The 23,403-nt window shown below is 38.3% G+C and carries 21 protein-coding genes, 2 tRNA genes and 2 rRNA genes (1 of these 25 running past the window's edge); 17 read left to right on the top strand and 8 right to left on the bottom strand.

The annotated features are described in order from the left end of the window. Positions 1 to 130: 130 nt before the first annotated feature. The 3 genes from A5889_RS12985 to A5889_RS12995 all read left to right on the top strand — a co-directional run bounded on the left by A5889_RS12985 (position 131) and on the right by A5889_RS12995 (position 2,999). Entirely contained in the window at positions 131 to 1,249 is a 1,119-nt protein-coding gene (locus tag A5889_RS12985) for an LCP family protein (RefSeq protein ID WP_242585586.1), read from the top strand. 128 nt (positions 1,250 to 1,377) lie between these two features. Further along, positions 1,378 to 2,079 carry a glucosamine-6-phosphate deaminase gene (nagB, locus tag A5889_RS12990; RefSeq protein WP_087642289.1) on the top strand — a complete coding sequence of 234 codons (702 nt, stop codon included), beginning with the start codon at positions 1,378 to 1,380 and terminating at the stop codon, positions 2,077 to 2,079. A 215-nt stretch (positions 2,080 to 2,294) separates the two neighbouring features. Next, positions 2,295 to 2,999 (top strand): MgtC/SapB family protein, encoded by a 705-nt coding sequence (locus A5889_RS12995; RefSeq protein ID WP_087642290.1) that lies wholly within the window; start codon positions 2,295 to 2,297, stop codon positions 2,997 to 2,999. 94 nt (positions 3,000 to 3,093) lie between these two features. Here the strand turns inward: A5889_RS12995 and A5889_RS13000 are convergent, their stop codons facing one another. Next, positions 3,094 to 3,903: a DUF92 domain-containing protein gene (locus tag A5889_RS13000; RefSeq protein WP_087642291.1), complete on the bottom strand. Its 810-nt coding sequence runs from the start codon at positions 3,901 to 3,903 to the stop codon at positions 3,094 to 3,096. A gap of 161 nt (positions 3,904 to 4,064) precedes the next feature. On the opposite strand from A5889_RS13000, the gene A5889_RS13005 reads away from it, so the two are divergent. Further along, positions 4,065 to 5,174: an AI-2E family transporter gene (locus A5889_RS13005; protein ID WP_087642292.1), complete on the top strand. Its 1,110-nt coding sequence runs from the start codon at positions 4,065 to 4,067 to the stop codon at positions 5,172 to 5,174. 63 nt (positions 5,175 to 5,237) lie between these two features. Here A5889_RS13005 and nrdF read toward each other — a convergent pair whose 3' ends face one another. From nrdF to nrdH, 4 genes are all read right to left on the bottom strand, one after another. Beyond that, on the bottom strand, positions 5,238 to 6,200 hold the full coding sequence (gene nrdF / locus A5889_RS13010; RefSeq protein ID WP_087642293.1) for a class 1b ribonucleoside-diphosphate reductase subunit beta: 963 nt from the start codon (positions 6,198 to 6,200) through the stop codon (positions 5,238 to 5,240). 243 nt (positions 6,201 to 6,443) lie between these two features. Next, positions 6,444 to 8,609 (bottom strand): class 1b ribonucleoside-diphosphate reductase subunit alpha, encoded by a 2,166-nt coding sequence (gene nrdE, locus A5889_RS13015; RefSeq protein ID WP_422389702.1) that lies wholly within the window; start codon positions 8,607 to 8,609, stop codon positions 6,444 to 6,446. Further along, on the bottom strand, positions 8,575 to 8,961 hold the full coding sequence (gene nrdI / locus A5889_RS13020; RefSeq protein ID WP_087642294.1) for a class Ib ribonucleoside-diphosphate reductase assembly flavoprotein NrdI: 387 nt from the start codon (positions 8,959 to 8,961) through the stop codon (positions 8,575 to 8,577). The genes nrdE and nrdI overlap by 35 nt, the downstream gene beginning before the upstream one ends. A gap of 1 nt (position 8,962) precedes the next feature. Then, complete coding sequence (nrdH, locus tag A5889_RS13025) at positions 8,963 to 9,187, bottom strand: glutaredoxin-like protein NrdH (RefSeq protein ID WP_069664941.1); 225 nt, start codon at positions 9,185 to 9,187, stop codon at positions 8,963 to 8,965. A gap of 578 nt (positions 9,188 to 9,765) precedes the next feature. On the opposite strand from nrdH, the gene A5889_RS13030 reads away from it, so the two are divergent. From A5889_RS13030 to A5889_RS13050, 5 genes are all read left to right on the top strand, one after another. Next, positions 9,766 to 10,233 (top strand): FeoA family protein, encoded by a 468-nt coding sequence (locus A5889_RS13030; protein WP_087642295.1) that lies wholly within the window; start codon positions 9,766 to 9,768, stop codon positions 10,231 to 10,233. Positions 10,234 to 10,237: 4 nt separating this feature from the next. After that, the gene (gene feoB / locus A5889_RS13035; protein WP_087642296.1) at positions 10,238 to 12,391 is read left to right on the top strand and encodes a ferrous iron transport protein B; all 2,154 of its coding nucleotides are present in this window, start codon (positions 10,238 to 10,240) and stop codon (positions 12,389 to 12,391) included. 4 nt (positions 12,392 to 12,395) lie between these two features. Further along, a complete protein-coding gene (locus A5889_RS13040) occupies positions 12,396 to 12,527 on the top strand; it encodes a FeoB-associated Cys-rich membrane protein (RefSeq protein ID WP_087642297.1) in 132 nt (43 codons plus the stop codon). A gap of 109 nt (positions 12,528 to 12,636) precedes the next feature. Then, positions 12,637 to 12,709: transfer RNA gene (locus tag A5889_RS13045), tRNA-Lys, on the top strand. 192 nt (positions 12,710 to 12,901) lie between these two features. After that, positions 12,902 to 13,780 (top strand): hypothetical protein, encoded by an 879-nt coding sequence (locus A5889_RS13050; protein ID WP_087642298.1) that lies wholly within the window; start codon positions 12,902 to 12,904, stop codon positions 13,778 to 13,780. A 690-nt stretch (positions 13,781 to 14,470) separates the two neighbouring features. Here the strand turns inward: A5889_RS13050 and A5889_RS13055 are convergent. Continuing rightward, positions 14,471 to 14,977 carry a phosphatidylglycerophosphatase A family protein gene (locus A5889_RS13055; RefSeq protein WP_087642299.1) on the bottom strand — a complete coding sequence of 169 codons (507 nt, stop codon included), beginning with the start codon at positions 14,975 to 14,977 and terminating at the stop codon, positions 14,471 to 14,473. Between the two features lie 85 nt (positions 14,978 to 15,062). Here A5889_RS13055 and A5889_RS13060 point away from each other — a divergent pair, with 85 nt between their 5' ends. Further along, on the top strand, positions 15,063 to 15,305 hold the full coding sequence (locus A5889_RS13060; protein WP_087642300.1) for a DUF1450 domain-containing protein: 243 nt from the start codon (positions 15,063 to 15,065) through the stop codon (positions 15,303 to 15,305). A 50-nt stretch (positions 15,306 to 15,355) separates the two neighbouring features. On the opposite strand, the gene A5889_RS13065 is transcribed toward A5889_RS13060, so the two are convergent. After that, the gene (locus A5889_RS13065) at positions 15,356 to 16,369 is read right to left on the bottom strand and encodes an NAD(P)/FAD-dependent oxidoreductase (protein ID WP_087642301.1); all 1,014 of its coding nucleotides are present in this window, start codon (positions 16,367 to 16,369) and stop codon (positions 15,356 to 15,358) included. Between the two features lie 229 nt (positions 16,370 to 16,598). Between A5889_RS13065 and A5889_RS13070 the strand changes: the two genes are divergently transcribed. Further along, positions 16,599 to 17,186, top strand: coding sequence for a peptidylprolyl isomerase (locus A5889_RS13070; RefSeq protein ID WP_087642302.1), 588 nt, complete (start codon positions 16,599 to 16,601; stop codon positions 17,184 to 17,186). 122 nt (positions 17,187 to 17,308) lie between these two features. Here A5889_RS13070 and A5889_RS13075 read toward each other — a convergent pair whose 3' ends face one another. Then, positions 17,309 to 18,475 (bottom strand): MalY/PatB family protein, encoded by a 1,167-nt coding sequence (locus A5889_RS13075; protein ID WP_087642303.1) that lies wholly within the window; start codon positions 18,473 to 18,475, stop codon positions 17,309 to 17,311. Positions 18,476 to 18,675: 200 nt separating this feature from the next. Here A5889_RS13075 and A5889_RS13080 point away from each other — a divergent pair, with 200 nt between their 5' ends. From A5889_RS13080 to A5889_RS13105, 6 genes are all read left to right on the top strand, one after another. Then, a complete protein-coding gene (locus A5889_RS13080) occupies positions 18,676 to 19,044 on the top strand; it encodes a CvfD/Ygs/GSP13 family RNA-binding post-transcriptional regulator (protein WP_087642304.1) in 369 nt (122 codons plus the stop codon). Between the two features lie 64 nt (positions 19,045 to 19,108). After that, on the top strand, positions 19,109 to 19,480 hold the full coding sequence (locus A5889_RS13085) for a hypothetical protein (protein ID WP_176372910.1): 372 nt from the start codon (positions 19,109 to 19,111) through the stop codon (positions 19,478 to 19,480). 148 nt (positions 19,481 to 19,628) lie between these two features. Beyond that, positions 19,629 to 20,141, top strand: a complete 513-nt coding sequence (locus A5889_RS13090; protein ID WP_087642306.1) for a GNAT family N-acetyltransferase — start codon at positions 19,629 to 19,631, stop codon at positions 20,139 to 20,141. A gap of 550 nt (positions 20,142 to 20,691) precedes the next feature. Continuing rightward, positions 20,692 to 22,251, top strand: a 16S ribosomal RNA gene (locus A5889_RS13095). A gap of 82 nt (positions 22,252 to 22,333) precedes the next feature. Further along, positions 22,334 to 22,406: transfer RNA gene (locus A5889_RS13100), tRNA-Ala, on the top strand. A gap of 181 nt (positions 22,407 to 22,587) precedes the next feature. Further along, positions 22,588 to 23,403, top strand: a 23S ribosomal RNA gene (locus A5889_RS13105); it runs 2,096 nt beyond the window's last position. The 16S and 23S rRNA genes sit together here with 1 tRNA gene alongside, the layout of an rRNA operon.

The raw sequence follows: 23,403 nt of genomic DNA on the forward strand, positions 1-23,403 counted from the left end.
TTTGTTAGAATCCTTATCTTACATTTACATTAAGTTCTCATGCCAAATCTTCAAAAATGTTGCGACAGGATTGAAATTGTGAGAAAATAGATTTCATGAATTATTCTTGCAAAAAATGAGGAAGTGTCTTATGAACCTATGGAAAAAAGTAATACTAACTGCTTTAGGATTAGTACTTGTTTCAGTTGCCGGTATTTGTGCTTATGGAATTAAAATGTATTCTGATGCCAGCGGTACAGTTGAAGGCGTGTATGAATCGATCGATCGAACATCAAAACGCAGAGAAACAGCCGTGAACATTGATGCACAAGAACCTTTCTCCGTTTTATTGATGGGAATCGATACAGGAGATCTAGGACGAACAGAACAAGGTCGTTCTGATACGACAATGGTAGTTACTATTAATCCAAAAGAAAAAAAATCAACAATGATCAGTTTGGACAGAGATATTTTAACTGAGATTGTTGGCTATGGTACAGAAGATAAACTGAACCATGCTTATGCATTTGGTGGTGCGAAGATGGCGATTGATACAGTAGAAAACTTACTGGATATTCCAATCGATAACTATGTATCGATCAATATGAAAGGCTTAAAAGATCTGATTGATGCTGTAGGTGGTATCGAAGTGGACAATCCATTTGAGTTTACATTAGATGGTATTACGGTTCCAAAAGGTCATATTAAGCTTGATAGCGAAACTGGTTTAGCTTATGCTCGAATGCGTGAAGAAGACCCTGAAGGGGATATTGGACGTCAACGTCGTCAGCGTGAAGTTGTTGAAAAAATCGTGAACAAAATCATTAGTATAGACGGTTTGACTAAATACAGACAGATTTTGAATGCAGTACAAGATAATGTAAAAACAGATCTAACTTGGGACAATATGGTAGACATTCAGAAAAAATATATGCCTGCCTTCAAAAATATTGACTCTTTACAATTAGAAGGTGAAGGACAAGAAATTGGCGGTATCTATTACCAAATCCTTGATCCGGAAAAATTATATAAAACACAAACAAATTTACGTGCTCAGCTAGGGCTACCGGAAAATACAGAGATGCAGGCAAAAGATACTGCAAACTACAATAATTATGTAGGTGGTACGGGATATGGTTCAAGCTCAACGGATGCAGCTGCAGGTACTTATGGTTATGGGCAAGATGTAGTAGCCAACGATGTGACTGGTGGCGGAACTTATACTGATCCAAATGCTGAAGGAACTGAGCAGTATACTGGAAATTACTAATTTAGAAAACTTCTATCCTGATAAAGGCTAGAAGTTTTTTTATTTTTATACATTTCTACTAGAAATCCTTTTTAGAGGGTGTTATAATTGGACTATACCAAATAAACGAAGATGAGGGAGCAATTTCGATGGAAATCATTAAAGTAGCAAACGCCGAAGAAGGCGGAAAAAAAGCATTTGACTTGATTAAAGCAGGTATGGACAATGGAGCAAAGGTTTTAGGTCTTGCGACAGGAAGCACACCGGAAACATTATATAAAGAGATGACTTCAAGTGACTTAGATTTTTCAGATATGGTTTCTGTAAATTTAGATGAATATGTTGGTTTAGGTGGAGACGATGATCAAAGTTACCGTTACTTCATGAATGATCAGCTATTTAACAAAAAACCATTTAAAGAAACATATGTACCGAACGGTAAAGCAGCAGATTTAGAAGCTGAGTGTGTTCATTATGAAAGTATCATTGACAGCCATCCGATTGATATTCAAATTTTAGGAATTGGTCAAAATGGACATATTGGTTTTAACGAACCAGGAACACCATTAGATAGTTTAACTCATGTAGTTGAATTGACAGAATCAACGATCAATGCGAACAAACGCAATTTTGAAAAAGTTGAAGATGTACCTACACGTGCTGTATCAATGGGAATTGGTTCAATCATGAAGGGCAAAAAAATGATTTTGATTGCTTACGGTGAAGCAAAAGCAGATGCGATCAAAGGAATGATCGACGGACCTGTTTCAGTAGATTTACCAGCAAGTGCGTTACAAAACCATCCAGATGTTGTCGTTATCGTAGACGAAGCAGCAGCAAGTAAATTATAATCGCAGCAGATGAGGGAAAGACCAAAGCTGATCAAGCTCGATTTTGGTAAATTTACCGAAGAACCTGACTTGGGATTTCCCTTGATTACATTTTAGAGTGCGAAACAAAACTGATTTGTCGTTTTGTTTCGTACTCTTTTTTTGTTTTAGTATGAAAAAAATGACATGAATTTAGTGTTATAATAGAAGGGAGAATAATAGGAGGAATGAGCAGAATGGATGTACATTTAACAATTCAAGAGATCATTGTGCGCTTGAGCTTAGCGATGCTGATCGGTGGTGTAATTGGCTTTGAGCGACAGTATAAAAATCGTCCGGCGGGAATGCGCACACATATTTTAGTTTGTATGGGAGCGGCAATTATCGCTTTGATTCAAGTAGAGATTGCAGCAAGTGCGCTGGAAGATGCGATGAATCATCCAGAATTGAGCGGCGTGATTCGTTCTGATCAAGCACGTTTGATTGCTCAAGTCGTCAGTGGTATCGGCTTCTTAGGTGCAGGAACGATCATTGTAACGAAACAATCGGTAACAGGTTTAACGACAGCAGCTTCCCTTTGGGCGGTTGCAGGATTAGGTATTTCCATTGGTATGGGGTATTACGCGATTGCAATCACTAGCTTTATTGGAATTTTTGTCGCTTTGACATTAGTTAGAAAAGTGATTCATGTGCCGACAACAAAAAAATTAGAGATTCGATATCTTCATAAACAAGAAACGAAGGAGTTTATCAATCGTTATTTCGAAGAGCATAAAATTGAGATCGAAGACGTGAATTTTAGTGTTTTATTAGTTGGTGATGACCAAATTTATACCAATATTTATACGATCGATCTACCTAAAGGAATGACCTACGCTGAGGTGATCGAGGATTTATCGATTCATAAAAATATAACTAAATTGCGTTTGGTAAGTATTTAATTTATTTTTGTCTTGAATAGAACTCCCCCAGAAAAACTGAGTTCTTAGCTTCAGTTTTTCTGGGGGAAAATCATTGTCAGGTTATTTACAGGTATCAAAGAGAAATAAGCAACCAACTTAAAAGAACAGTGAAACATCCACTGATAAAATTGACCCAATCGTTGTTCAGCCAAAAAATTCCACTAATTTTAGTTGCTGGCTGCTGATGATGTACATTACGTTCTGTCACCTGATCGCAAATAGAACATCTGTATTTTACCTGAAACGCTGCACCTAAAAAACTGTCGGTCAATGAATGGGCAAAGCCGCAAACAACAGGAACGAGTACAAGATTTGTAGTAAAAGTGATATCAGGATCATGAAATAACCAAAAAGTAATCAAAATCATAAGACTACCAAGGATAGAAGCAAAGGTTCCAAGTAATGAAACGCCTCCAGATAGGCCAGAAGGAATCGGCTTAAATGTGAGAATGGAAAGTGGGGGAGACGTACTTAAAATACCGATCTCAGATGCCCAAGTATCTGCTGTAGCACCTGCTATGGCACTAACATAGCCGATCATGAATAAAGGGTTATCTGTATAGTAAAAAAGAACCAATGAAACAACAGCGGGAAGGCCGTTTGCCAGTATTTGCCAACCGTCTCTTTGTGCGTCTTTTTTACTTATAGTATCTTTACCATCAAGTGCAGCTACTTTTTTAAAAAAAGAAATACAACTAGAACTGCCAAAAAGAAGGATCAAAAGTACCCAAGTTGGCCAGCTGCCAAAACCACAAACTAGGGTTCCAATCATGATCAAGGCAAAAACACCCGATTTTGTGAGTAATTGATAGACATAAGAAAAAAAGGCAATGAAGCTGCTGCCGAAAACACCAAGTAGTAATTTATACGTCAAAATAGTCATATGCTGCCTCCTAAAACAAAACAAGTATATCATGAAAGTACAAGATAGATTAGATAAATACACAATAATCTATGATCACGAAATAATAGTTATCAAAAAAATATTTTTTATACTTGAAAAGAATGATAAAATAGAAATAGCTAGATTATTGGAGGTTTGATATGGGTTCTCTTTTTAAGCAGTCAAAGTTACTGTTTTGGACAACAGAAGTGGTTTTGACTATTATTGGTGTTTACTTTTTATTAAGGATGCCGAATGTTTTTAGTCCGATATTGGGAATGATTTCCGCTGTTTTTATGCCGCTGCTGATTGCAGGCTTTTTGTATTATATGTTTGATCCAGTTGTTGTATTTCTTGAAAAACATAAAGTGCCTAGACTTGTTGGCTTTATGCTTTCTTTTTTAGTCTTAGCGGTTTTGATTGCTCTTGTGATCATGAATATCGTTCCTCAATTGGTCAAACAGTTTGTTGACTTGACGCAGTCACTTCCAGGATATGCGGAGGAAATGAATCGTTGGTTGACTGAGCTAGGAAACTTAGAAGAAATCAAAGGATTCAATATTCAGGATCAATTAGATAAAGCGAATATCACGATTACAAATATTCTGAATTTCGCGATCGTAGGGGTGACGAGTAGTTTATCGAAAATCGTTGGGATATTAATGAAATTCTTTATTTTACTTTTTACAGTACCGTTTATTTTATTTTTTATGTTTAAAGACGGACATAAGTTTTTAGACGCGTTATCTCATTTTTTTCCTGCAAGTATTAGAACAGAGCTTCGTCAAACAGTAAGAGAAATGAATCAAACTTTGTCAGCCTATATCAGCAGTACTGTTTTGGATGCTTTGATCATTGGAGGTTTAAGCTTTATCGCAATGACGATCTTTAAACAACCGTATAGCTTGCTGCTAGCTGTTTTTTGTGGAGTGACTAATATCATTCCTTATGTAGGGCCATTTATTGGTGCTGTACCTGCCGTTCTTGTTGGCTTTTTCATCTCACCTTGGCAAGCACTATATATGATGTTGTCGATTCTTGTCATTCAGCAGTTAGATGGTAATTTGATCAAACCCTTATTGATGGGCAAGTCGATGAATATCCATCCATTGACGATCATTCTTGTATTGATTGCAGCTGGAAGTGTCGGTGGAATCATTGGAATGCTGATTTGTATTCCTGTTTATGCTGTGATTAAAACTTTAGTGGTCAATATCGTTAAAATTTATAACATTCGAAAAGAAGAGAGGACTCAACTCTCGGATGAATGATAAAAGAAAAAGGATCAGCGATAACATTTTATGTTGTCGCTGATCCTTTTTTCTTTTATTTAATTATTCCATACCAATCAAATAATCGTCATCTTTCATGGCTTCAACAGTTCCTAATAAATAGCCGTTACCAACTTGTGAGAAGAAGTCATGGTTACTTGTTCCTGTAGAAATACCATTCATGACGATTGGGTTTACATCGTTCGCTGTATCAGCAAATAATGGGTCCATGCCAAGGTTCATCAGTGCTTTATTAGCATTATAACGCAAGAAGGTTTTTACTTCTTCTGTCCAGCCTAATTCATCATAAAGCTCTTCTGTATAACGTTCTTCATTTTCGTATAGTTCATAAAGTAGGTTATACATCCAATCTTTTAATTCGTTTTGTTCTTCTTCAGGCAGTTCATTAAAACCTAATTGGAATTTATAGCCGATATATGTGCCATGGACAGATTCATCACGGATGATCAATTTAATGATTTCAGCAACATTAGCTAATTTGTTATTGCCTAGATAATAAAGAGGAGTATAAAAACCAGAATAGAATAAGAAGGTTTCTAAGAACACACTTGCAACTTTCTTTTCTAATGGTGTGCCGTTTTTATAGATTTCATTGATCTTTTCAGCTTTTGTTTGTAAGTAAACATTTGTATTAGTCCATTCAAAAATGTCATCGATCTCTTTTTTAGTATTCAACGTACTAAAAATTGAAGAATAACTTTTCGCATGAACAGATTCCATAAATTGGATGTTGTTAAGCACCGCTTCTTCATGAGGCGTACGGATATCTTTTCTTAGTTGATCCATGCCGCTTTCAGATTGAACTGTATCAAGTAAAGTTAAGCCGCCAAAAACATATCCGACAGTTGTTTTTTCTAAGTCTGAAAGTGTTCTCCAGTCATCTAGATCGTTTGATAGTGGGATACGTGTATCAAGCCAAAATTGTTCTGTTAGTTTTTCCCAAGTTGATTTATCGATCACATCTTCGATCGCATTCCAGTTGATCGCTTCATAATATGTTGCCATTTATTTTCCTCCTAATTACCGAATGACTGTTTAACCAATGATCATAAAGAGCGGGACAAAACTAAAAGTTCGTTTTGATTCGCTCTCTAAACCAGAATAAACGGCGAGAAAAGAGCAGCTCTTTCAGAAATAAGCCGAAATTCACGAAAATTTGAAGAGCACCATGTTTCTTATCATTTTCATGGATTCCTTCTTATTTCTCGGAGCCAAAGACTTTTGTCTCAGCCTTTGAACCAATTTAAGTTAAATCACACAACTTTCACATTGATTGCTGCCGATTTCTTCCGCATCATCAGTAAATGTTCGTACGTAATAGATTGATTTTACACCCTTATGGAAAGCATAGTGACGTAAAATATTCAGATCGCGTGTTGTTTGTTTTGGTGTATCTTTCCATTCATAAAGCCCCTCAGGAATTTCAGAACGCATAAACAGAGTTAAGCTCATTCCTTGATCTACGTGTTGCTGTGCTGTTGCATAAACATCGATCACTTTGCGCATATCCATGTCGTATGCAGACGTATAATATGGAATGGTATCATTTGCCAAATAAGGAGCAGGATAATAAATTTTCCCGATTTTCTTTTCTTGACGTTCTTCGATCATTCGAGTGATTGGATGAATACTGGCGCTTGTATCGTTGATATAAGAGATTGAACCATTTGGCGCAACCGCTAAACGATTTTGGTGATACAAACCATCTTGTTTGACTGCATCGCGTAATGCTGCCCAGTCAGCTGCTGTCGGTACAAAAATATCTTTGAAGATCTCTTTGACTTTATCTGATTGAGGTGTAAAATCACCTTCGATATATTTGTCAAAATAAGAACCATTTGCATAATCTGATTTTTCAAAATTATGGAAGGATTGTTTTTGTTCTTTAGCGATAGTATTACTCTCAACTAATGTCCAGTAGTTCAATAACATGAAATAAACGTTCGTAAAGTCTAAAGAGTCTTGAGAACCATATTCCATATGATTTTTTGCAAAGAAAGTGTGTAATCCCATGGCACCAAGTCCAATAGTATGACTCAATCGATTCCCGTTTTGGATAGAAGGAACGACGTCGATATCTGAAGCATCTGTTACGAAAGTTAAGGCACGAGTCATCGCACGAACAGATTTCCCGAAATCAGGACTGTCCATCAAATTAACGATATTTGTAGAACCTAAGTTACAGCTGATATCTGTACCAAGTTGTTCGTATTCTTGTTTGCCATTTAAAATAGACGGCGTTTGAACTTGTAGAATTTCTGAACATAGATTACTCATGATGATTTTTCCATAAGCAGGATTACTTCTATTAGCTGTATCGATATTGATGATATAAGGATATCCTGATTCTTGTTGCAGTTTAGAAATTTCATTTTCTAAATCACGCGCTTTGATTTTACGTTTACGAATGTTAGGATTCGCTACTAAGTTATCATACTCTTTTGTAATATCAACGTATGAGAAGGGAACACCGTATTCTTTTTCGACACTATAAGGGCTGAATAAATACATATCTTCATTTTTACGTGCAAGTTCATAAAATTTATCTGGAACGACAACACCTAAAGATAATGTTTTAACACGGACTTTTTCATCTGCATTTTCTTTCTTTGTAGAAAGGAACATTTCGATATCTGGGTGGAAAACGTTTAAGTAAACAACACCTGCACCTTGACGTTGACCTAATTGATTGGAGTAGCTGAAGCTATCTTCGAACAATTTCATTACAGGAACGACCCCGCTAGCTGCTCCTTCATAACCTTTGATTGGAGCGCCTGCTTCACGAAGATTGGCTAATGTGATTCCCACACCTCCGCCGATTCTTGATAATTGTAAAGCTGAGTTGATCGAACGACCAATGCTGTTCATATCATCTGTTACTTGAATCAAGAAACAAGAAACCAATTCCCCACGGCGTTTACGCCCAGCGTTTAAGAAAGAAGGAGTCGCTGGTTGATAACGTTGGTGGATCATTTCATCTGCTAAGACCATGGCTAACTCTTCATTACCGTCAGCAAAGTACAAGGCGTTGAAAGCAACACGATCTTCATAGCTTTCTAAATACTCTGTTCCAGCATTGTTTTTAAGTGCATATTGTGAATAGAACTTGTAAGCGGCCATAAATGATTTAAATTCAAACTTTTGTTCATCAAGAAATGTATATAATTTTTCAATAAAAGCCATTGAATATTTTTGAATAAAGGCAGTTTCTAAATAATCATTATCGATCAGGTAGTTGATCTTTTCTTCTACTGTATTGAAGGTTCTTGTGTTTGGTTCAACATTTTCTTTAAAAAATGCTTCCAAAGCTTCTTTGTCCTTATGCAAAGGAATTTGTCCATTCACCGGACGGTTGATTTCATTGTTTAGTTTAAAGTAACTAACCTCTTTGATTTCTTTTAGACTCAAGTTCATTCACTACTTTCTTAAAGGATTCTACGTCTTCATTGGTACCGCTAAATTCAAAAGATAAAAGTAACGGAACGTTATAATCACGTGCTATATCTTTGGCTGTATAAACAAATAATTCTGCAAAGTTACGATTGCCGCTGCCGGCAACCCCTATCAAATGTTCTTTGTTCTCCTGATGGTCGAGAAAATCATTGATGACATCAGTAATATCAGCATCATAGGTTGGAACAACCAGAATAAAGGGTTCATTTATCTCAAAAAAAGGATTCGCAGGCTCAATTTCATAAGCTGGCAAATCCAATTTTTTAATAAATCGTCTGGTTTGTCCGGTAACAGTAAAATAAACGAGTTTCATTCTAGCTGGCCAAGTTTTTTAATTGATCTGGACGGAATCCCACAACTGTAGCAGCGTCAGAAGTGATAACCGGAACACTTTGGAATCCTTGTTCTTTTAACCAGTCGATCGCATCTGGTTGGATATCGATATTTACTTCTTCAAATGCTATATTATTTTCGCTCAAAAAGCGTTTTGCCATCTTACATTGGATACAATTATTTTTAGAAAAGATTTTTACGTTCATTTTTATTTCCCCCTCAATTAGTTTACATTCACTAGTATAAATCTCTCTGGGAAAAAGTCAACACTTAGGCACTATATATTGTGGTTGTTTTTTAGCTGAATACCATGTTTTGTGTTTTTGAAAAGAATATGAAAGCTCGTATTCTCTCGTTTTATGCGACATTTATGCCGATTTTCGTGTTCAAAAAAGAAATTTATTAAATTTTTCGGCGGGATTTTTAATGAGAGAAACACAAGATATAGGGGGTGACTAAAAGGAAGCACACTAGAAATATTTTGGCGAATGTAAGAACCAATTATTTTCTTACTATAGGTAGAAAGAACATTGATTTAAACCTCACAAACAGGTATACTTAATGAGAACGATTATCAATATCATTAAAGAAAGGAATGAAACTTTTTCACAAATAATATATATCGTGAGTGATATTGATGAATGTAAGTTATCCAGCTACACAAATCCATCCTTAGGAAAATAGATAAATTGTCAGTGAGACAAAAAACGTCTCAATATCAATTTCCTAATTTTCTACAGGATTAAATGATTTGTTCCGCTTTTAAATTAAGGGAGGCTACACAATGTTGACATTGGCACAGGCAAAATTGAACAGGGTTTATATGATCGACGAGATCCAGGCAGAAGGATTTGCAAAGAAGCACTTGAACAATCTTGGCCTTGTGCCAGGGGGCAAAGTAGTGCTGCTGAACTTTTCTGCTGATAATGGGATCGTTCTTTTACACAACAGCCGGATCGCGATCAATGTATCTGTATTAAAACAAATTACAATAGTAGAAAAAAATACAGAAGAAGAAAATTGGGTACCATTAGATCAGTTGTCTGTTGGTGAAAAAGCACGTGTTGTAGGTATTCACGGTCAAGGAGCGGTCAAGCGACGTTTGATGGATATGGGACTGACTAAAGGCGTGGATCTATTAGTTAGAAAAATGGCGCCATTAGGGGATCCGATCGAAATCAATCTTCGTGGTTATGAGCTGACGTTGAGGAAAAATGAAGCAGAATTAGTCTTAGTACAGAAAGTGGGGTAAGGAGATGAAAGAACAGCATATTGCTCTGACAGGAAATCCTAATAGCGGGAAAACAACTGCTTTTAATGCATTGACTGGGGCAAATCAATATGTAGGAAATTGGCCGGGAGTCACTGTTGAAAGAAAAGAAGGTAAATTGAAGAAAGACAAAGCGATCACGATTCAGGATCTGCCTGGTATTTACTCTCTTTCACCTTATACGCCAGAAGAAGTTGTTGCTAGAGATTATCTGCTTAGCGGTTCTCCTGATGTGATCGTTAATATTGTCGATGCAACAAATTTAGAACGAAATCTTTATCTGACGACCCAATTGATGGAAACAGGGATTCCGGTTGTTGTCGGATTAAATATGATGGATATTTTGGACAAAACTGGTAAAAAGATCAATATCGAAAAATTAGCATATGGCTTAGGGATCGATGTCATTGGAATCAGTGCTTTGAAAAATCGTGGACTCGATGAATTAATAAAAAAGGCAAGTAAAGTTCAAGAAGTTTTTCCGCCTGAATTTAATTATCCAACATACGATAATCGGCTAGAAGCAGCCTTGAATGAAATTGTGGATGTTCTAGGGGATAGTGTGATGGAAAAGCAGGCTCGCTGGTACAGTGTTAAATTATTTGAACGGGATACTAGAGTGGCTGCTCAATTGACGCTGAGCGACTTGCAGAAAAAAGAAATCGAAGATATCATCAAGATTACAGAACAAATTTTTGGTGATGATAGTGAATCGATCGTGATCAATGAACGCTATGAATTTATTACGCGCTTAACTGCACTTTGTGCGATCGAAAAAAATGAAGTTTCATTCAGTACGAGTGATAAAATCGACCGGATCGTAACGAATCGCTGGTTAGCATTACCGATTTTTGCAGTCATTATGTGGTTTGTTTATTATCTAGCGATTCAAACAGTAGGGACAATGGGAACAGATTGGATCAACGATGAGTTATTTGGAAATATCGTACCAACGAATGTAGCAAACTGGCTAGAGACCTTACAGGTAGCGCCTTGGATGCAAAGTTTGATTTTAGATGGGATCATCGCAGGAGTAGGAGCTGTTTTAGGTTTTCTGCCGCAATTGATTGTCTTGTTTTTATGTTTGGGCTTTTTAGAAGATTGCGGATATATGGCACGTATCGCATTTGTAATGGATCGTTTGTTTAGAAAATTCGGCTTATCAGGGAAATCATTTATTCCTATGCTGATCGCTACAGGTTGTGGTGTTCCAGGAGTTATGGCCAGCCGAACGATCGAAAATGAAAAAGATCGTAAGATGACGATCATGGTAACGACCTTTATGCCTTGTTCAGCGAAATTGCCGATTATTGCTTTGATTGCGGGGGCATTTTTCCCAAAAAGCAGTTGGGTATCGCCTTCTGCCTACTTCATTGGAATCGCAGCGATTGTATTGTCTGGTATCGCTTTGAAAAAAACTCGTTCATTTTCAGGGGATCCGGCCCCGTTTATCATGGAACTTCCTGCGTATCATATGCCCCAACTAAGAGGCGTTTTGAGACATGCATATGATCGTAGCAAATCGTTCGTCAAAAAAGCTGGAACGATCATTTTTGTGATGAGCATTATTATTTGGTTTACATCAACTTATACATTTACTTTGCAGGAAGCCGCAGAAGACCAAAGTATTTTAGCAAACTTAGGAAAAGTCATCGCACCGTTGTTTGCACCGCTTGGCTGGGGTACTTGGCAAGGAGCTGTTGCAACGATCACTGGATTAGTAGCGAAGGAAAATGTGATTGGAACGTTTGGTATTCTTTTTGGTCATTTGAGTGAAGTATCAGAAAATGGCGTTGAAGTTTGGTCTGCTCTTCAGGCGGCATTTACGCCAGTTGCAGCCTATTCATTCTTAGTTTTCAACTTATTGTGCGCGCCTTGTTTTGCTGCGATCGGTGCTATCCGTCGGGAAATGGGCGATTGGAAATGGACATGGGGAGCCATTGGTTATCAGTGTGGACTGGCTTATGTTGTCAGCTTTATTATCTACCAAGTTGGTCATGTCATTTTTGAAAATGGTCCGATAGGTGCAGGATTCTTTAGTGCCATTTTATTAGTGTTCATTATGGGGTATTATCTATTTAGAAAACCGAAAGCCAAAGAAGAACCTGTTATTACGATGGCAACATTAGAAAGAGGGTAGGAACATGGCAACGTTTATTTTAGCAGTACTGATTTTTGGTGGTGCGGGGTATATCATCTATTCTCGTATAAGAACTGGAAAGAGTTGCGATGATTGTCATACGACTTGTCCAGTGAAAAAAGAACAGGAAAATTGATCGAACGACACGATGAAAGAAAAGTAACCGTCATTTCTTTTATTGTGTCGTATTTTTTCACTTGAACAAACAACAAGCAAGTGCTACAATATTTAAGTACTAAACATTTGGGTCGTTAGCTCAGTTGGTAGAGCAGCTGACTCTTAATCAGCGGGTCATGGGTTCGAGCCCCTTACGACCCATTGGGTGCCAAACCCACGAGAATGGTATTCTGTCGGCGTCTTCGGACGTTTCGAAGATGGAATATGCATTCTTTTTTTTTGTTTATTTGACTGTCCTTTAATTAAAAATCTATTTTAAAAATCGTATAAAGTGAGTATTCTCTGATTTGGTGATACACTAAAATTGAAGAATAGGAATGGGAGGGAAAAGTCATGAAAAAGATCATTAGTTATTCATTGATATTACTAGCAACTATCTCGCTAGCCGCATGTGGAGGGAAAACGAAGTCATCTGAAAATTCAACACCGCCAAAGCAAACGGAGAAAAGTAGTCAAGCATCAACTACAACAAAAGAAAACTCAACTAAATCAAGTACCTCAGCTTCTAGTTCGACAAAAGCTTCATCATCTTCTGAAACAAAAACAAGCGAAACACAAACTGCTGCTCAGCCGCAAAGCAATACACCAGAAAAACAGGCAAAAGCAGTACTTGATGAGCTGAATAGCCTATTTCCAAATAATACGTTGCCGCAAAGCCTATTAACGAGTAGAACAGCTGAATATTTAACAGCAGCAACGACCAGTACAGCGGATCAAACGAATTTTAGAATACTATATTATGCAGAAGATCATCCGATCGCAGTCAATGATCTTGCAGTAAATAATTTACAGCCGATTGCTTCTTTTGAAAAGAAAAGCTATGGTTCGGCTGAAGAAGCTGCAGGAGCAGTAGGACAAATTATTGATACTGGCGGGAATAAGGTGGATTTGGGCTATGGTATTACGGGATATGAACAAGGAGCAGCCGGTTCGACCTATTTATCTTGGCAGGAAGGAAATTGGAGTTTGGTTGTACGTGCTTCTAATATTGGTGGAGAAGTAGCAGAACCTTTAGCAAAAGAAGTAGTTACCTATCTAGAAAAAGCAATGCTGCCGGCTCCTCAAAATCTAGGTCAAATTTCTTTGACAGCGAGTACAAGCGACAGCTACCAAATCAATACAGTTGTTTGGCAAAAAGGAACGACCATATATACGATCAAGCATTTTGATCCCCTTCAAGCAGTTAAGATGGCTGTCTCAACAAACGGTTAAAAACGTTCAAGAGCATTTATTTACCTCTGTAAGTAGAAAGCGAACGATGGTGCTTCAAAAGGAAAATAAAACAGAATCATCATTGACGAAACATTCACTCATCTTGTACAATAAGTACAGGATAGAAGCGAAAATAATTAAATAAAAAAAGGCACTTCACAATTTGGTGGCAGCCAAACTATGAAGCCCTGAAAAGTCAGCAGACACTGACCAATCAAGTTGCCCTCGTCGATGCAAAAAGCACTGACATGATTTATTGTACTCAATTTTTAGGAAAATATCTACCCCTAAAATGTATGAGAGCACAGACATGCCAGCCTTTATTTATTGAACGAAACAGCAGTGTTGGAGAAGATTCTGACACTGCTTTTATTTTCGCTTCTATTCTTTTTTCATTTTTTGTTATCTTTATTCAGTGGAAGGCTTCTGTCATAGGTAGAAAAACAGAAGTCAGTGCATAAAGATACAAAAAAATAAAGCTCATCACTATAGGTAGTTGATTTATCTATTGGGGAAGAAAATCAATGACTGAAAACAGTGTCCGCTTACACGTCACAAAGAACTTTTGAAACCTATAGTGGTGGCTTTAAATGGAAGTATAAAACATCATATACTTTATAGTTATTATAATGGAAGAATTACTATCAACGCAATCAAAACGACGTTAAATATAGTAGATAGAGATACATTTTACTGCGTGATTCTGCTTTTATCCGGTTGTGAGTGTGCTAAACGGCTAGCTGCAGCAGCTGCGATCGCTCCAACGATATCATCCAAGAAAGTATGGACTTCTGGTCCCTCATGAGAATTTAGTTTTGCTAAGATTCCAGGCTTCACTTTATCGATATAACCATAGTTGGTAAAACCGATCGAGCCATAAACATTCACGATGGAAAGAGCCAAAATTTCATCAATACCATACAAGCCTTCATCATCTTCAATAATTTCCTGAAGTGGGTGAAGCAATTTTTTTTGTTCAGCTAAAATATCTAACTGAATACCTGTAATGATGGTATTATGAACTTCACGTTTTGAAAGTACACTATCGATATTTTCAATGCAAGTGTTTAGATCAAGATTTTCAATATAAGGCTTTTGTAGATATAATACTAACTCAGCTAGATCTTCCATTTCAACACCGCGTTCTTTCAATAGCTGACGTGCTTTTTTCTCTAACGTTTCACCTTTTATGACCAAAATAAAAACCTCCAATTCGTCTTTTTTAAATTTAGAATACATCAATGGTATACTATCTAAAGAGTAAAATGCAAGGAGAAGATCAATGAATCCCTTAATCGAATGTTGTGAGCAAAATTTAGCGAATGGTGGAGAGTTGATACTAAGCGATCCATTTATCGAAGAAAATAGTGATATTGTCACCTATTCCTGTATGAATGAATGTGTACTTTGTGCTCAAACGTTATTCGTTTTATTTGAAGGAGAGAGAATTGTTGGTGAAACACCTGAATCGTTAGTGGAAAATATAAAGAAAGCTCTAGTCGCTTGGCAAGAAGAAATGGGCTAAATACAAAAAGGAACCGAACAGGTTTTATCTGTTTGATTCCTTTTTCTATACTAAAGCATTGTTGCTTCTTTGCCTTCAAATAGACTAGTACTGTGCATGGGTTGAGTTCTAGCATCAGGTTTGATGAAGTGCAAAGCGTTATTTACGGCAGTTGGAGCTTCTCCAAAACCTGTAGCAATTAGTTTTACTTTTCCATCGTAGTCACAAATATCACCTACAGCGTAAACGCCAGGAATATTTGTTGACATATCAGAATTGACTTCGATTGCATTACGGCTGACTTCCAAGCCCCAGTCTTTTAGATGGCTCAACGAAGAAGTGAAGCCGTAATTGATGATCAAAGAATCTAAATCAAGCTTCTCAAAATTATCAGCTTTCGTTTCTTTTAATTGAATGCCTTTAAAAGAGCTGTCTTCCATCAAAAGCTGATCGATCACATAAGGTGTGTAAATAGAAACATCTGATTTTTTTAGATTATCTACACTATGCTCATGGCCACGGAATTCAGGTCGACGATGAATAATCGATACGCGTTCAGCAATGGGTTCCAACATTAATGCCCAGTCGATCGCAGAATCACCGCCACCAGCTATGGCAACTTTCTTTCCAGAAAATTTATTCATGTCAGTAACATAGTAATGAACATGATTCCCCTCAAGCTCTGCTGCACCATCAAGAGTTAAACGTCTTGGTTGAAATGATCCGTTTCCGATCGCAAAAATAACTGCTTTAGAATAGTGGATCCCTTTAGACGTTTCGATACGCAAATGTCCATCTTCCTGCACTAAATTACGTACTTCTTCTTCCAAACAAATATCATGAGAAAAAGGAGTGATTTGTTTTTCTAAGTTTTCAATCAGTTCACTTGCTTTCACGGCTGGAAAACCAGGAACATCATAAATATATTTTTCAGGATAAAGCGTTGATAATTGTCCGCCTACTTGGGGTAAACTATCAATGATTTTCGTTTTTGCTTTACGAATTCCTGCATAAAAAGCGGCGAAAAGACCAACAGGCCCCGCGCCAACAATCGTTAGATCATAAATATCTTTTGCGTCAGACATTAAAAATTCCTCCTGTTTCGGTTTATAAAAAGTTCCTATCTATTTTAAAGATAAAACGAAAATGCAAAGTATATCGTTTTTCACAAAATATCACTTGTAACAGAAAAAAGCAAGTGGAAGTTTGTGAAAGAAAGGAACTCTTAAAAGATTGGGATGAGAGAATAGAATGTTCAAGTGTCATTGATTATGATAAAATGAGGAAGTAAAAACTACACTAGGAGGAAATAAAATGTCAGAATTTCCACAATTAGATTTAGCAAATGTCAAAGGACCAAAAGCGGTGATCAAAACAAATAGAGGAGATATCACAGTTCAACTATTCCCAAAGCAAGCGCCTAAAACCGTTGAAAATTTTGTTCAATTAGCGAAAAAAGGCTACTATGATGGAGTGATCTTCCATCGTGTCATTCCTGATTTTATGATCCAAGGTGGAGATCCTACTGGAACAGGCATGGGCGGCGAAAGTATTTATGGCGAAAAATTTGAAGATGAATTTTCTAAAGATGTCTTTAACCTAAGAGGCGCTTTATCAATGGCGAATGCTGGACCGAACTCGAACGGTAGCCAATTTTTCATTGTCAACAATCAAAATGTACCAGCTAATATGATGGGACAACTAGAAGGAGCCGGCTTCCCAACAGAAGTGATCGAAGCTTATAAAGCAGGCGGAACACCATGGCTAGATTTCCGTCATACTGTTTTTGGTCATGTTGTTGAGGGAATGGATGTTGTTGATGAAATCGGCGGCGTTCAAAGAGATTCTCAAGATCGCCCAACATTTGACGTTGTGATCGATAAAGTAGAAATTAGCGAATAGAATACAAAAAATAGAACAGAAGTGCTTGATCTTAAGGAAGGATCAGGCGCTTCTGTTCTTATATTTAAATGTTAAGTGATAAGCATATAACTCGTTGAGCTACATCTTGATCCGTTTTGATTTTATTCGAATGCATATTTTATTCTACGTAATCCTTCTAACAGCGTTTCTTTTGGACAAGCAACGTTTAAACGCATATGCTGTGAACCATGAGGACCAAAAGTGATCCCGGCGTTTAGAACGACCTTACCTTTGTGGACCAATTGTTTTTGAAGTTTTGCATCAGATAAATCAAAAGCTGAAAAATCAAGCCAAATCAGATAGGTTCCCTCTGGGCGCATCATCTTTACTTGAGGTAGTTCATGCTTTAAAAAGTCAGCTACGGTATCAATATTTTCTTTTAGATATGCGAGTAACTCTTTAAGCCAGTCATCGCCGTGTTCATAAGCTGCTTCTGTTCCAACATACCCGAAAATGTTGATTTCATCTTGGGCATTCTGTTGCTGGATCGTAACGAATTTCTTTCGTAATTCAGAATTTTCGATAAAGACCATTGAATTTTTGATACCGGCTAAATTAAATGTTTTTGTGGCTGCTGTTAAAGTAATAGAAAAATCCTTGAAGCTAGAATGAACATTGGCAAAAGTTGTAAACTGATGAGGAGCAAAAATCAAATCTTGATGAATTTCATCACTTACGACAAGGACATCGTATTTCGCACATAATTTCCCAACAGCTTCTAATTCAGCAGCGGTCCAAACTCGTCCTCCTGGATTATGAGGATTACATAAAATGAATAGACGGATGTTTTCATTCAGAATTTGCTTTTCCATGTCATCTAAATTCATAACAAAGTGTCCATCGGCCACGTCTAAGGTACTACGAACAAGCTTGCGATTATTTTGCTCAACGACTTTAGCGAATGGTGGATAAACAGGATCATGAATTAAAACAGCTTCACCAGGTTGAGTAAACGCTTGAACAGCTAATGCTAAACTTGGAACGACTCCACTGTTAAAAAGAATCGCTTCCTTGCTGATTGAGTAATCATGATGGCGCTGCTGCCAACTTTGAATTGCTTGATACAATGAATCTGGTGCTGGAGAATATCCTAGAATTCCTTGATCTATCGTTTTCTTTAAGGCATCTAAAACAGGCTTATTCGCTTTAAAATCCATATCAGCTACCCAAAGTGGAAGTAATCCATCTTCTCCATAAGTATCCTTGATGGAATCCCATTTTGCACAATTTGTATTTCGACGGTCATATACTTTATCAAATTCTACCATTCGCTTCATCCTTTCATTTATCAATTATTTAGTATATTACTTGATTGATAACTCTAGTATAATAGACTTTTAAGAAAATATGAACAAAAAGAACGAATATTATATAGTAGAAAGAAATCTATGCACATTTCTACGGAACATGCTATTATTTTAAATGAGGAAAATACTTTAGTGTGAAAATTGAAAAGAGGCTAATAATTATGAACTACAAAATAGGCATGGTCGTTGATGGAACGATTACAGGATTGCAACCCTACGGAGCATTTGTTTCACTGAGCGACACGGTTCAGGGACTGATCCATGTGTCTGAAGTCCAAGCAGGATATACAAAAAATATACACAACTTACTGGAGGTTGGGCAAAAAGTAAAAGTTCAAATCATTGATATCGATGAATATACAAAAAAAATCAGTTTGTCTTTGAGAACACTAGAAAGTCAAACTCAGCAGCCAAACTATCGACGAAAAAAATACTTCACCAATAAAAACAAAAAAATTGGTTTTCAAACACTTGAAAAAGAGCTTCCTATTTGGCGAGATGAAGCAATGGAGAAACTCTTGTCGAAATAATTCTGTTTTTTTTCAGAAAATATGGTACAATTTTCCTAGTTTATGAAAACAAAAATTAATTGAGGTGGATGTTTTGTCTAACAAAAAAGTCGCTGGTACTATTATATTGCATTTAAATGATGGTTCTAAAAAATTTCTTGTTCATCCAGTTGATGGATCGATGCAGTTTGTTACAACAAAAGTTTCAGAAGAGATGACCGCTTTGGCTAGTATGTTGCAGATTATCAAAGAAGAAGTTCTTTTAGATGTTACTTCAATTAATTTAGTCGAATTGACAAATGCCCATACTGAGGTTGAAAATATGCCTCTATTTGTATTTGAAATGAATGAAGATTCAGGAATACCAACAATCGGTAGTACGTATGTTTGGGAAAAACCGTCCGAATTAAAAAATTTACTCTCTTCTTTTGAAATCGAAGGAGTACCGATGTTTTAAAAATTAGATACATAAAGAATATGAGAAGCTGTCATGAATGCTTTTAATATTCAACATTGTGTAGACGGAGTGAACCAAATGCTGGTTTGCCCGTCTTTTTTTCTAACATAACATATATATAGTAGGGAAGCGCAAGGAGGAAAAGTTAATGGAGCTCAGAAAAGCAACTACTGAAGAAGGACAAACTGCATTAGAACTATTAAAAGAAACTGCAGAATGGTTAAAATCGATCGGCAGTGATCAATGGTCTGATGTATTAAAAGGAGAAGATAAGCACGGATTAATTGCTGCTGTAAAAAGAGGCGAAGTGTTTTTCTTCTATAATAATGAAAAACAATTGGCAGGAATGGTTGCTGCTTGGCAGAAACCTACTGAATGGGATCGCCTACTTTGGAAAAACATTGAATCAAGCCAGAAATCATGCTATCTCCATCGTGTGATAATACGTCCCAGATACCGAAAGGCTGGTTATGGGAAAGAATTGCTGAATGCTGTAAAAGTTGAATTCGAAAATCAGGTCGATGAATTACGTTTGGATTGTTTAGCAAGTAATCAGCGCTTATCAAGGTTCTATATTGAAAATGAATTTAAGTATATCGGGCGTTCAAAAGATAATACAGGAGTAGAATTCGAACTATTTTCATATAAACTAAAAAAATGATCGGAAATATAAGTGATTTAATCTAAAAACAAGAGCCAAATGTATATAAGCTATCAAAAAGCGAAAAGGTACTTGGAACAGAGAATCATGATGAAAAAAATATTCAATTTTTTTAAAATAAAGGTTGACCAATTAAGAAAAACTTGTTATATTATTACATGTCGCAAGGCGAGCAACAAAAACGCTGAAACGACTGAAATAGAATAACAAATCAAGTTTTAAAAAAACTTGAAAAATCAGGAAGAAAGTTGTTGACAAATAACAAACAACCTGGTAAACTAATGAAGTTGTCGCTGAAACAAACGACAACGCCAAGCAGAAAAAACTTTGAAACTTTTAAAAAAAAGTGTTGACATCAAACCGGAGATTTGATATGATATAAAAGTTGCTGCGAGGTAACAACGTAGACCTTTGAAAACTGAACAAAGTAAGACAAACCAAATGTGTAGGTTGTTTTCACAACGGTGAAAACAAACAACAATTTTTAACAAGCGAAGCAATATGCTAGCAAACAAATGAGCTTAACGATCGCAAGATCGTGTTCAACTTTTATTATGAGAGTTTGATCCTGGCTCAGGACGAACGCTGGCGGCGTGCCTAATACATGCAAGTCGAACGCTTCTTTTCTACCGAGTGCTTGCACTCATTTGAAAAGAGGAGTGGCGGACGGGTGAGTAACACGTGGGTAACCTGCCCATCAGAGGGGGATAACACTTGGAAACAGGTGCTAATACCGCATAACAGTCGACACCGCATGGTGTTGATTTGAAAGACGCTTTCGGGTGTCACTGATGGATGGACCCGCGGTGCATTAGCTAGTTGGTGAGGTAACGGCTCACCAAGGCCATGATGCATAGCCGACCTGAGAGGGTGATCGGCCACACTGGGACTGAGACACGGCCCAGACTCCTACGGGAGGCAGCAGTAGGGAATCTTCGGCAATGGACGAAAGTCTGACCGAGCAACGCCGCGTGAGTGAAGAAGGTTTTCGGATCGTAAAACTCTGTTGTTAGAGAAGAACAAGTAGGAGAGTAACTGCTCTTACCTTGACGGTATCTAACCAGAAAGCCACGGCTAACTACGTGCCAGCAGCCGCGGTAATACGTAGGTGGCAAGCGTTGTCCGGATTTATTGGGCGTAAAGCGAGCGCAGGCGGTTTCTTAAGTCTGATGTGAAAGCCCCCGGCTCAACCGGGGAGGGTCATTGGAAACTGGGAGACTTGAGTGCAGAAGAGGAGAGTGGAATTCCATGTGTAGCGGTGAAATGCGTAGATATATGGAGGAACACCAGTGGCGAAGGCGACTCTCTGGTCTGTAACTGACGCTGAGGCTCGAAAGCGTGGGGAGCAAACAGGATTAGATACCCTGGTAGTCCACGCCGTAAACGATGAGTGCTAAGTGTTGGAGGGTTTCCGCCCTTCAGTGCTGCAGCAAACGCATTAAGCACTCCGCCTGGGGAGTACGACCGCAAGGTTGAAACTCAAAGGAATTGACGGGGGCCCGCACAAGCGGTGGAGCATGTGGTTTAATTCGAAGCAACGCGAAGAACCTTACCAGGTCTTGACATCCTTTGACCACTCTAGAGATAGAGCTTTCCCTTCGGGGACAAAGTGACAGGTGGTGCATGGTTGTCGTCAGCTCGTGTCGTGAGATGTTGGGTTAAGTCCCGCAACGAGCGCAACCCTTATTGTTAGTTGCCATCATTCAGTTGGGCACTCTAGCGAGACTGCCGGTGACAAACCGGAGGAAGGTGGGGATGACGTCAAATCATCATGCCCCTTATGACCTGGGCTACACACGTGCTACAATGGGAAGTACAACGAGTCGCTAGGCCGCGAGGTCATGCAAATCTCTTAAAGCTTCTCTCAGTTCGGATTGTAGGCTGCAACTCGCCTACATGAAGCCGGAATCGCTAGTAATCGCGGATCAGCACGCCGCGGTGAATACGTTCCCGGGCCTTGTACACACCGCCCGTCACACCACGAAAGTTTGTAACACCCGAAGTCGGTGAGGTAACCTTTTGGAGCCAGCCGCCTAAGGTGGGATAGATGATTGGGGTGAAGTCGTAACAAGGTAGCCGTATCGGAAGGTGCGGCTGGATCACCTCCTTTCTAAGGAATATTACGGAACTACACGGTTCGTCAACACTTTGTTCAGTTTTGAGAGGTCTACTCTCAATTATATAGCTTTACTGGGGCCTTAGCTCAGCTGGGAGAGCGCCTGCTTTGCACGCAGGAGGTCAGCGGTTCGATCCCGCTAGGCTCCATTAGTAACCAATGGTTACTAGATTGTTCATTGAAAACTGGATATTGAAGTAAAAAAAGTAATCAAAACAAACCGAGAACACCGCGTTGAAGAGTTAATTAATTAATTGTTCGAAGCTTATTTTATTGACCAACCTTCTATCGCTAGAAGAAGTAGTCAAGACCCAACCGCAAGGTTGACAAGGTTAAGTGAATAAGGGCGCACGGTGGATGCCTTGGCATTAGGAGCCGATGAAGGACGGGACTAACACCGATATGCTTTGGGGAGCTGTAAGTGAGCTATGATCCAGAGATTTCCGAATGGGGGAACCCAGCATCTTTTATAGGATGTTACTTTCCAGTGAATACATAGCTGGTTAGAGGTAGACGCAGAGAACTGAAACATCTAAGTACCTGCAGGAAGAGAAAGAAAATTCGATTCCCTGAGTAGCGGCGAGCGAAACGGGAAGAGCCCAAACCAACAAGCTTGCTTGTTGGGGTTGTAGGACTCCAATATGGTAGTCTGTCAGGATAGTCGAAGGACTTGGAAAGGTCCGCCAAAGTGGGTAATAGCCCCGTAGACGAAATTGTGACAGCACCTAGGAGGATCCTGAGTACGGCGGAACACGAGAAATTCCGTCGGAATCCGCGGGGACCATCCCGTAAGGCTAAATACTCCCTAATGACCGATAGTGAACCAGTACCGTGAGGGAAAGGTGAAAAGCACCCCGGAAGGGGAGTGAAATAGATCCTGAAACCGTGTGCCTACAACAAGTTCGAGCCCGTTAATGGGTGAGAGCGTGCCTTTTGTAGAATGAACCGGCGAGTTACGATTGCATGCGAGGTTAAGGTGAAGAGCCGGAGCCGCAGCGAAAGCGAGTCTGAATAGGGCGAATGAGTATGTAGTCGTAGACCCGAAACCATGTGATCTACCCATGGCCAGGTTGAAGGTGTGGTAAAACGCACTGGAGGACCGAACCCACGTACGTTGAAAAGTGCGGGGATGAGCTGTGGGTAGCG

It is taken from the genome of Enterococcus sp. 9D6_DIV0238 (assembly GCF_002174455.2).
GTDB classification, from domain to species: Bacteria; Bacillota; Bacilli; order Lactobacillales; family Enterococcaceae; genus Enterococcus_L; species Enterococcus_L dunnyi.

What these genes read in the sequence shown, in the direction of transcription:
- A5889_RS13030 (WP_087642295.1), top strand. Translation starts at nt 9,766, where the DNA reads ATGTTGACATTGGCACAGGCAAAATTGAACAGGGTTTATATGATCGAC.
- A5889_RS13005 (WP_087642292.1), top strand. Translation starts at nt 4,065, where the DNA reads ATGGGTTCTCTTTTTAAGCAGTCAAAGTTACTGTTTTGGACAACAGAA.
- A5889_RS13040 (WP_087642297.1), top strand. Translation starts at nt 12,396, where the DNA reads ATGGCAACGTTTATTTTAGCAGTACTGATTTTTGGTGGTGCGGGGTAT.
- A5889_RS13060 (WP_087642300.1), top strand. Translation starts at nt 15,063, where the DNA reads ATGAATCCCTTAATCGAATGTTGTGAGCAAAATTTAGCGAATGGTGGA.
- nrdH (WP_069664941.1), bottom strand. Translation starts at nt 9,187, where the DNA reads ATGAACGTAAAAATCTTTTCTAAAAATAATTGTATCCAATGTAAGATG.
- feoB (WP_087642296.1), top strand. Translation starts at nt 10,238, where the DNA reads ATGAAAGAACAGCATATTGCTCTGACAGGAAATCCTAATAGCGGGAAA.
- nrdF (WP_087642293.1), bottom strand. Translation starts at nt 6,200, where the DNA reads ATGGCAACATATTATGAAGCGATCAACTGGAATGCGATCGAAGATGTG.
- A5889_RS13075 (WP_087642303.1), bottom strand. Translation starts at nt 18,475, where the DNA reads ATGGTAGAATTTGATAAAGTATATGACCGTCGAAATACAAATTGTGCA.
- nagB (WP_087642289.1), top strand. Translation starts at nt 1,378, where the DNA reads ATGGAAATCATTAAAGTAGCAAACGCCGAAGAAGGCGGAAAAAAAGCA.
- nrdE (WP_422389702.1), bottom strand. Translation starts at nt 8,609, where the DNA reads ATGAACTTGAGTCTAAAAGAAATCAAAGAGGTTAGTTACTTTAAACTA.
- A5889_RS13080 (WP_087642304.1), top strand. Translation starts at nt 18,676, where the DNA reads ATGAACTACAAAATAGGCATGGTCGTTGATGGAACGATTACAGGATTG.
- A5889_RS13090 (WP_087642306.1), top strand. Translation starts at nt 19,629, where the DNA reads ATGGAGCTCAGAAAAGCAACTACTGAAGAAGGACAAACTGCATTAGAA.
- A5889_RS12995 (WP_087642290.1), top strand. Translation starts at nt 2,295, where the DNA reads ATGGATGTACATTTAACAATTCAAGAGATCATTGTGCGCTTGAGCTTA.
- A5889_RS12985 (WP_242585586.1), top strand. Translation starts at nt 131, where the DNA reads ATGAACCTATGGAAAAAAGTAATACTAACTGCTTTAGGATTAGTACTT.
- nrdI (WP_087642294.1), bottom strand. Translation starts at nt 8,961, where the DNA reads ATGAAACTCGTTTATTTTACTGTTACCGGACAAACCAGACGATTTATT.
- A5889_RS13050 (WP_087642298.1), top strand. Translation starts at nt 12,902, where the DNA reads ATGAAAAAGATCATTAGTTATTCATTGATATTACTAGCAACTATCTCG.
- A5889_RS13070 (WP_087642302.1), top strand. Translation starts at nt 16,599, where the DNA reads ATGTCAGAATTTCCACAATTAGATTTAGCAAATGTCAAAGGACCAAAA.
- A5889_RS13065 (WP_087642301.1), bottom strand. Translation starts at nt 16,369, where the DNA reads ATGTCTGACGCAAAAGATATTTATGATCTAACGATTGTTGGCGCGGGG.
- A5889_RS13000 (WP_087642291.1), bottom strand. Translation starts at nt 3,903, where the DNA reads ATGACTATTTTGACGTATAAATTACTACTTGGTGTTTTCGGCAGCAGC.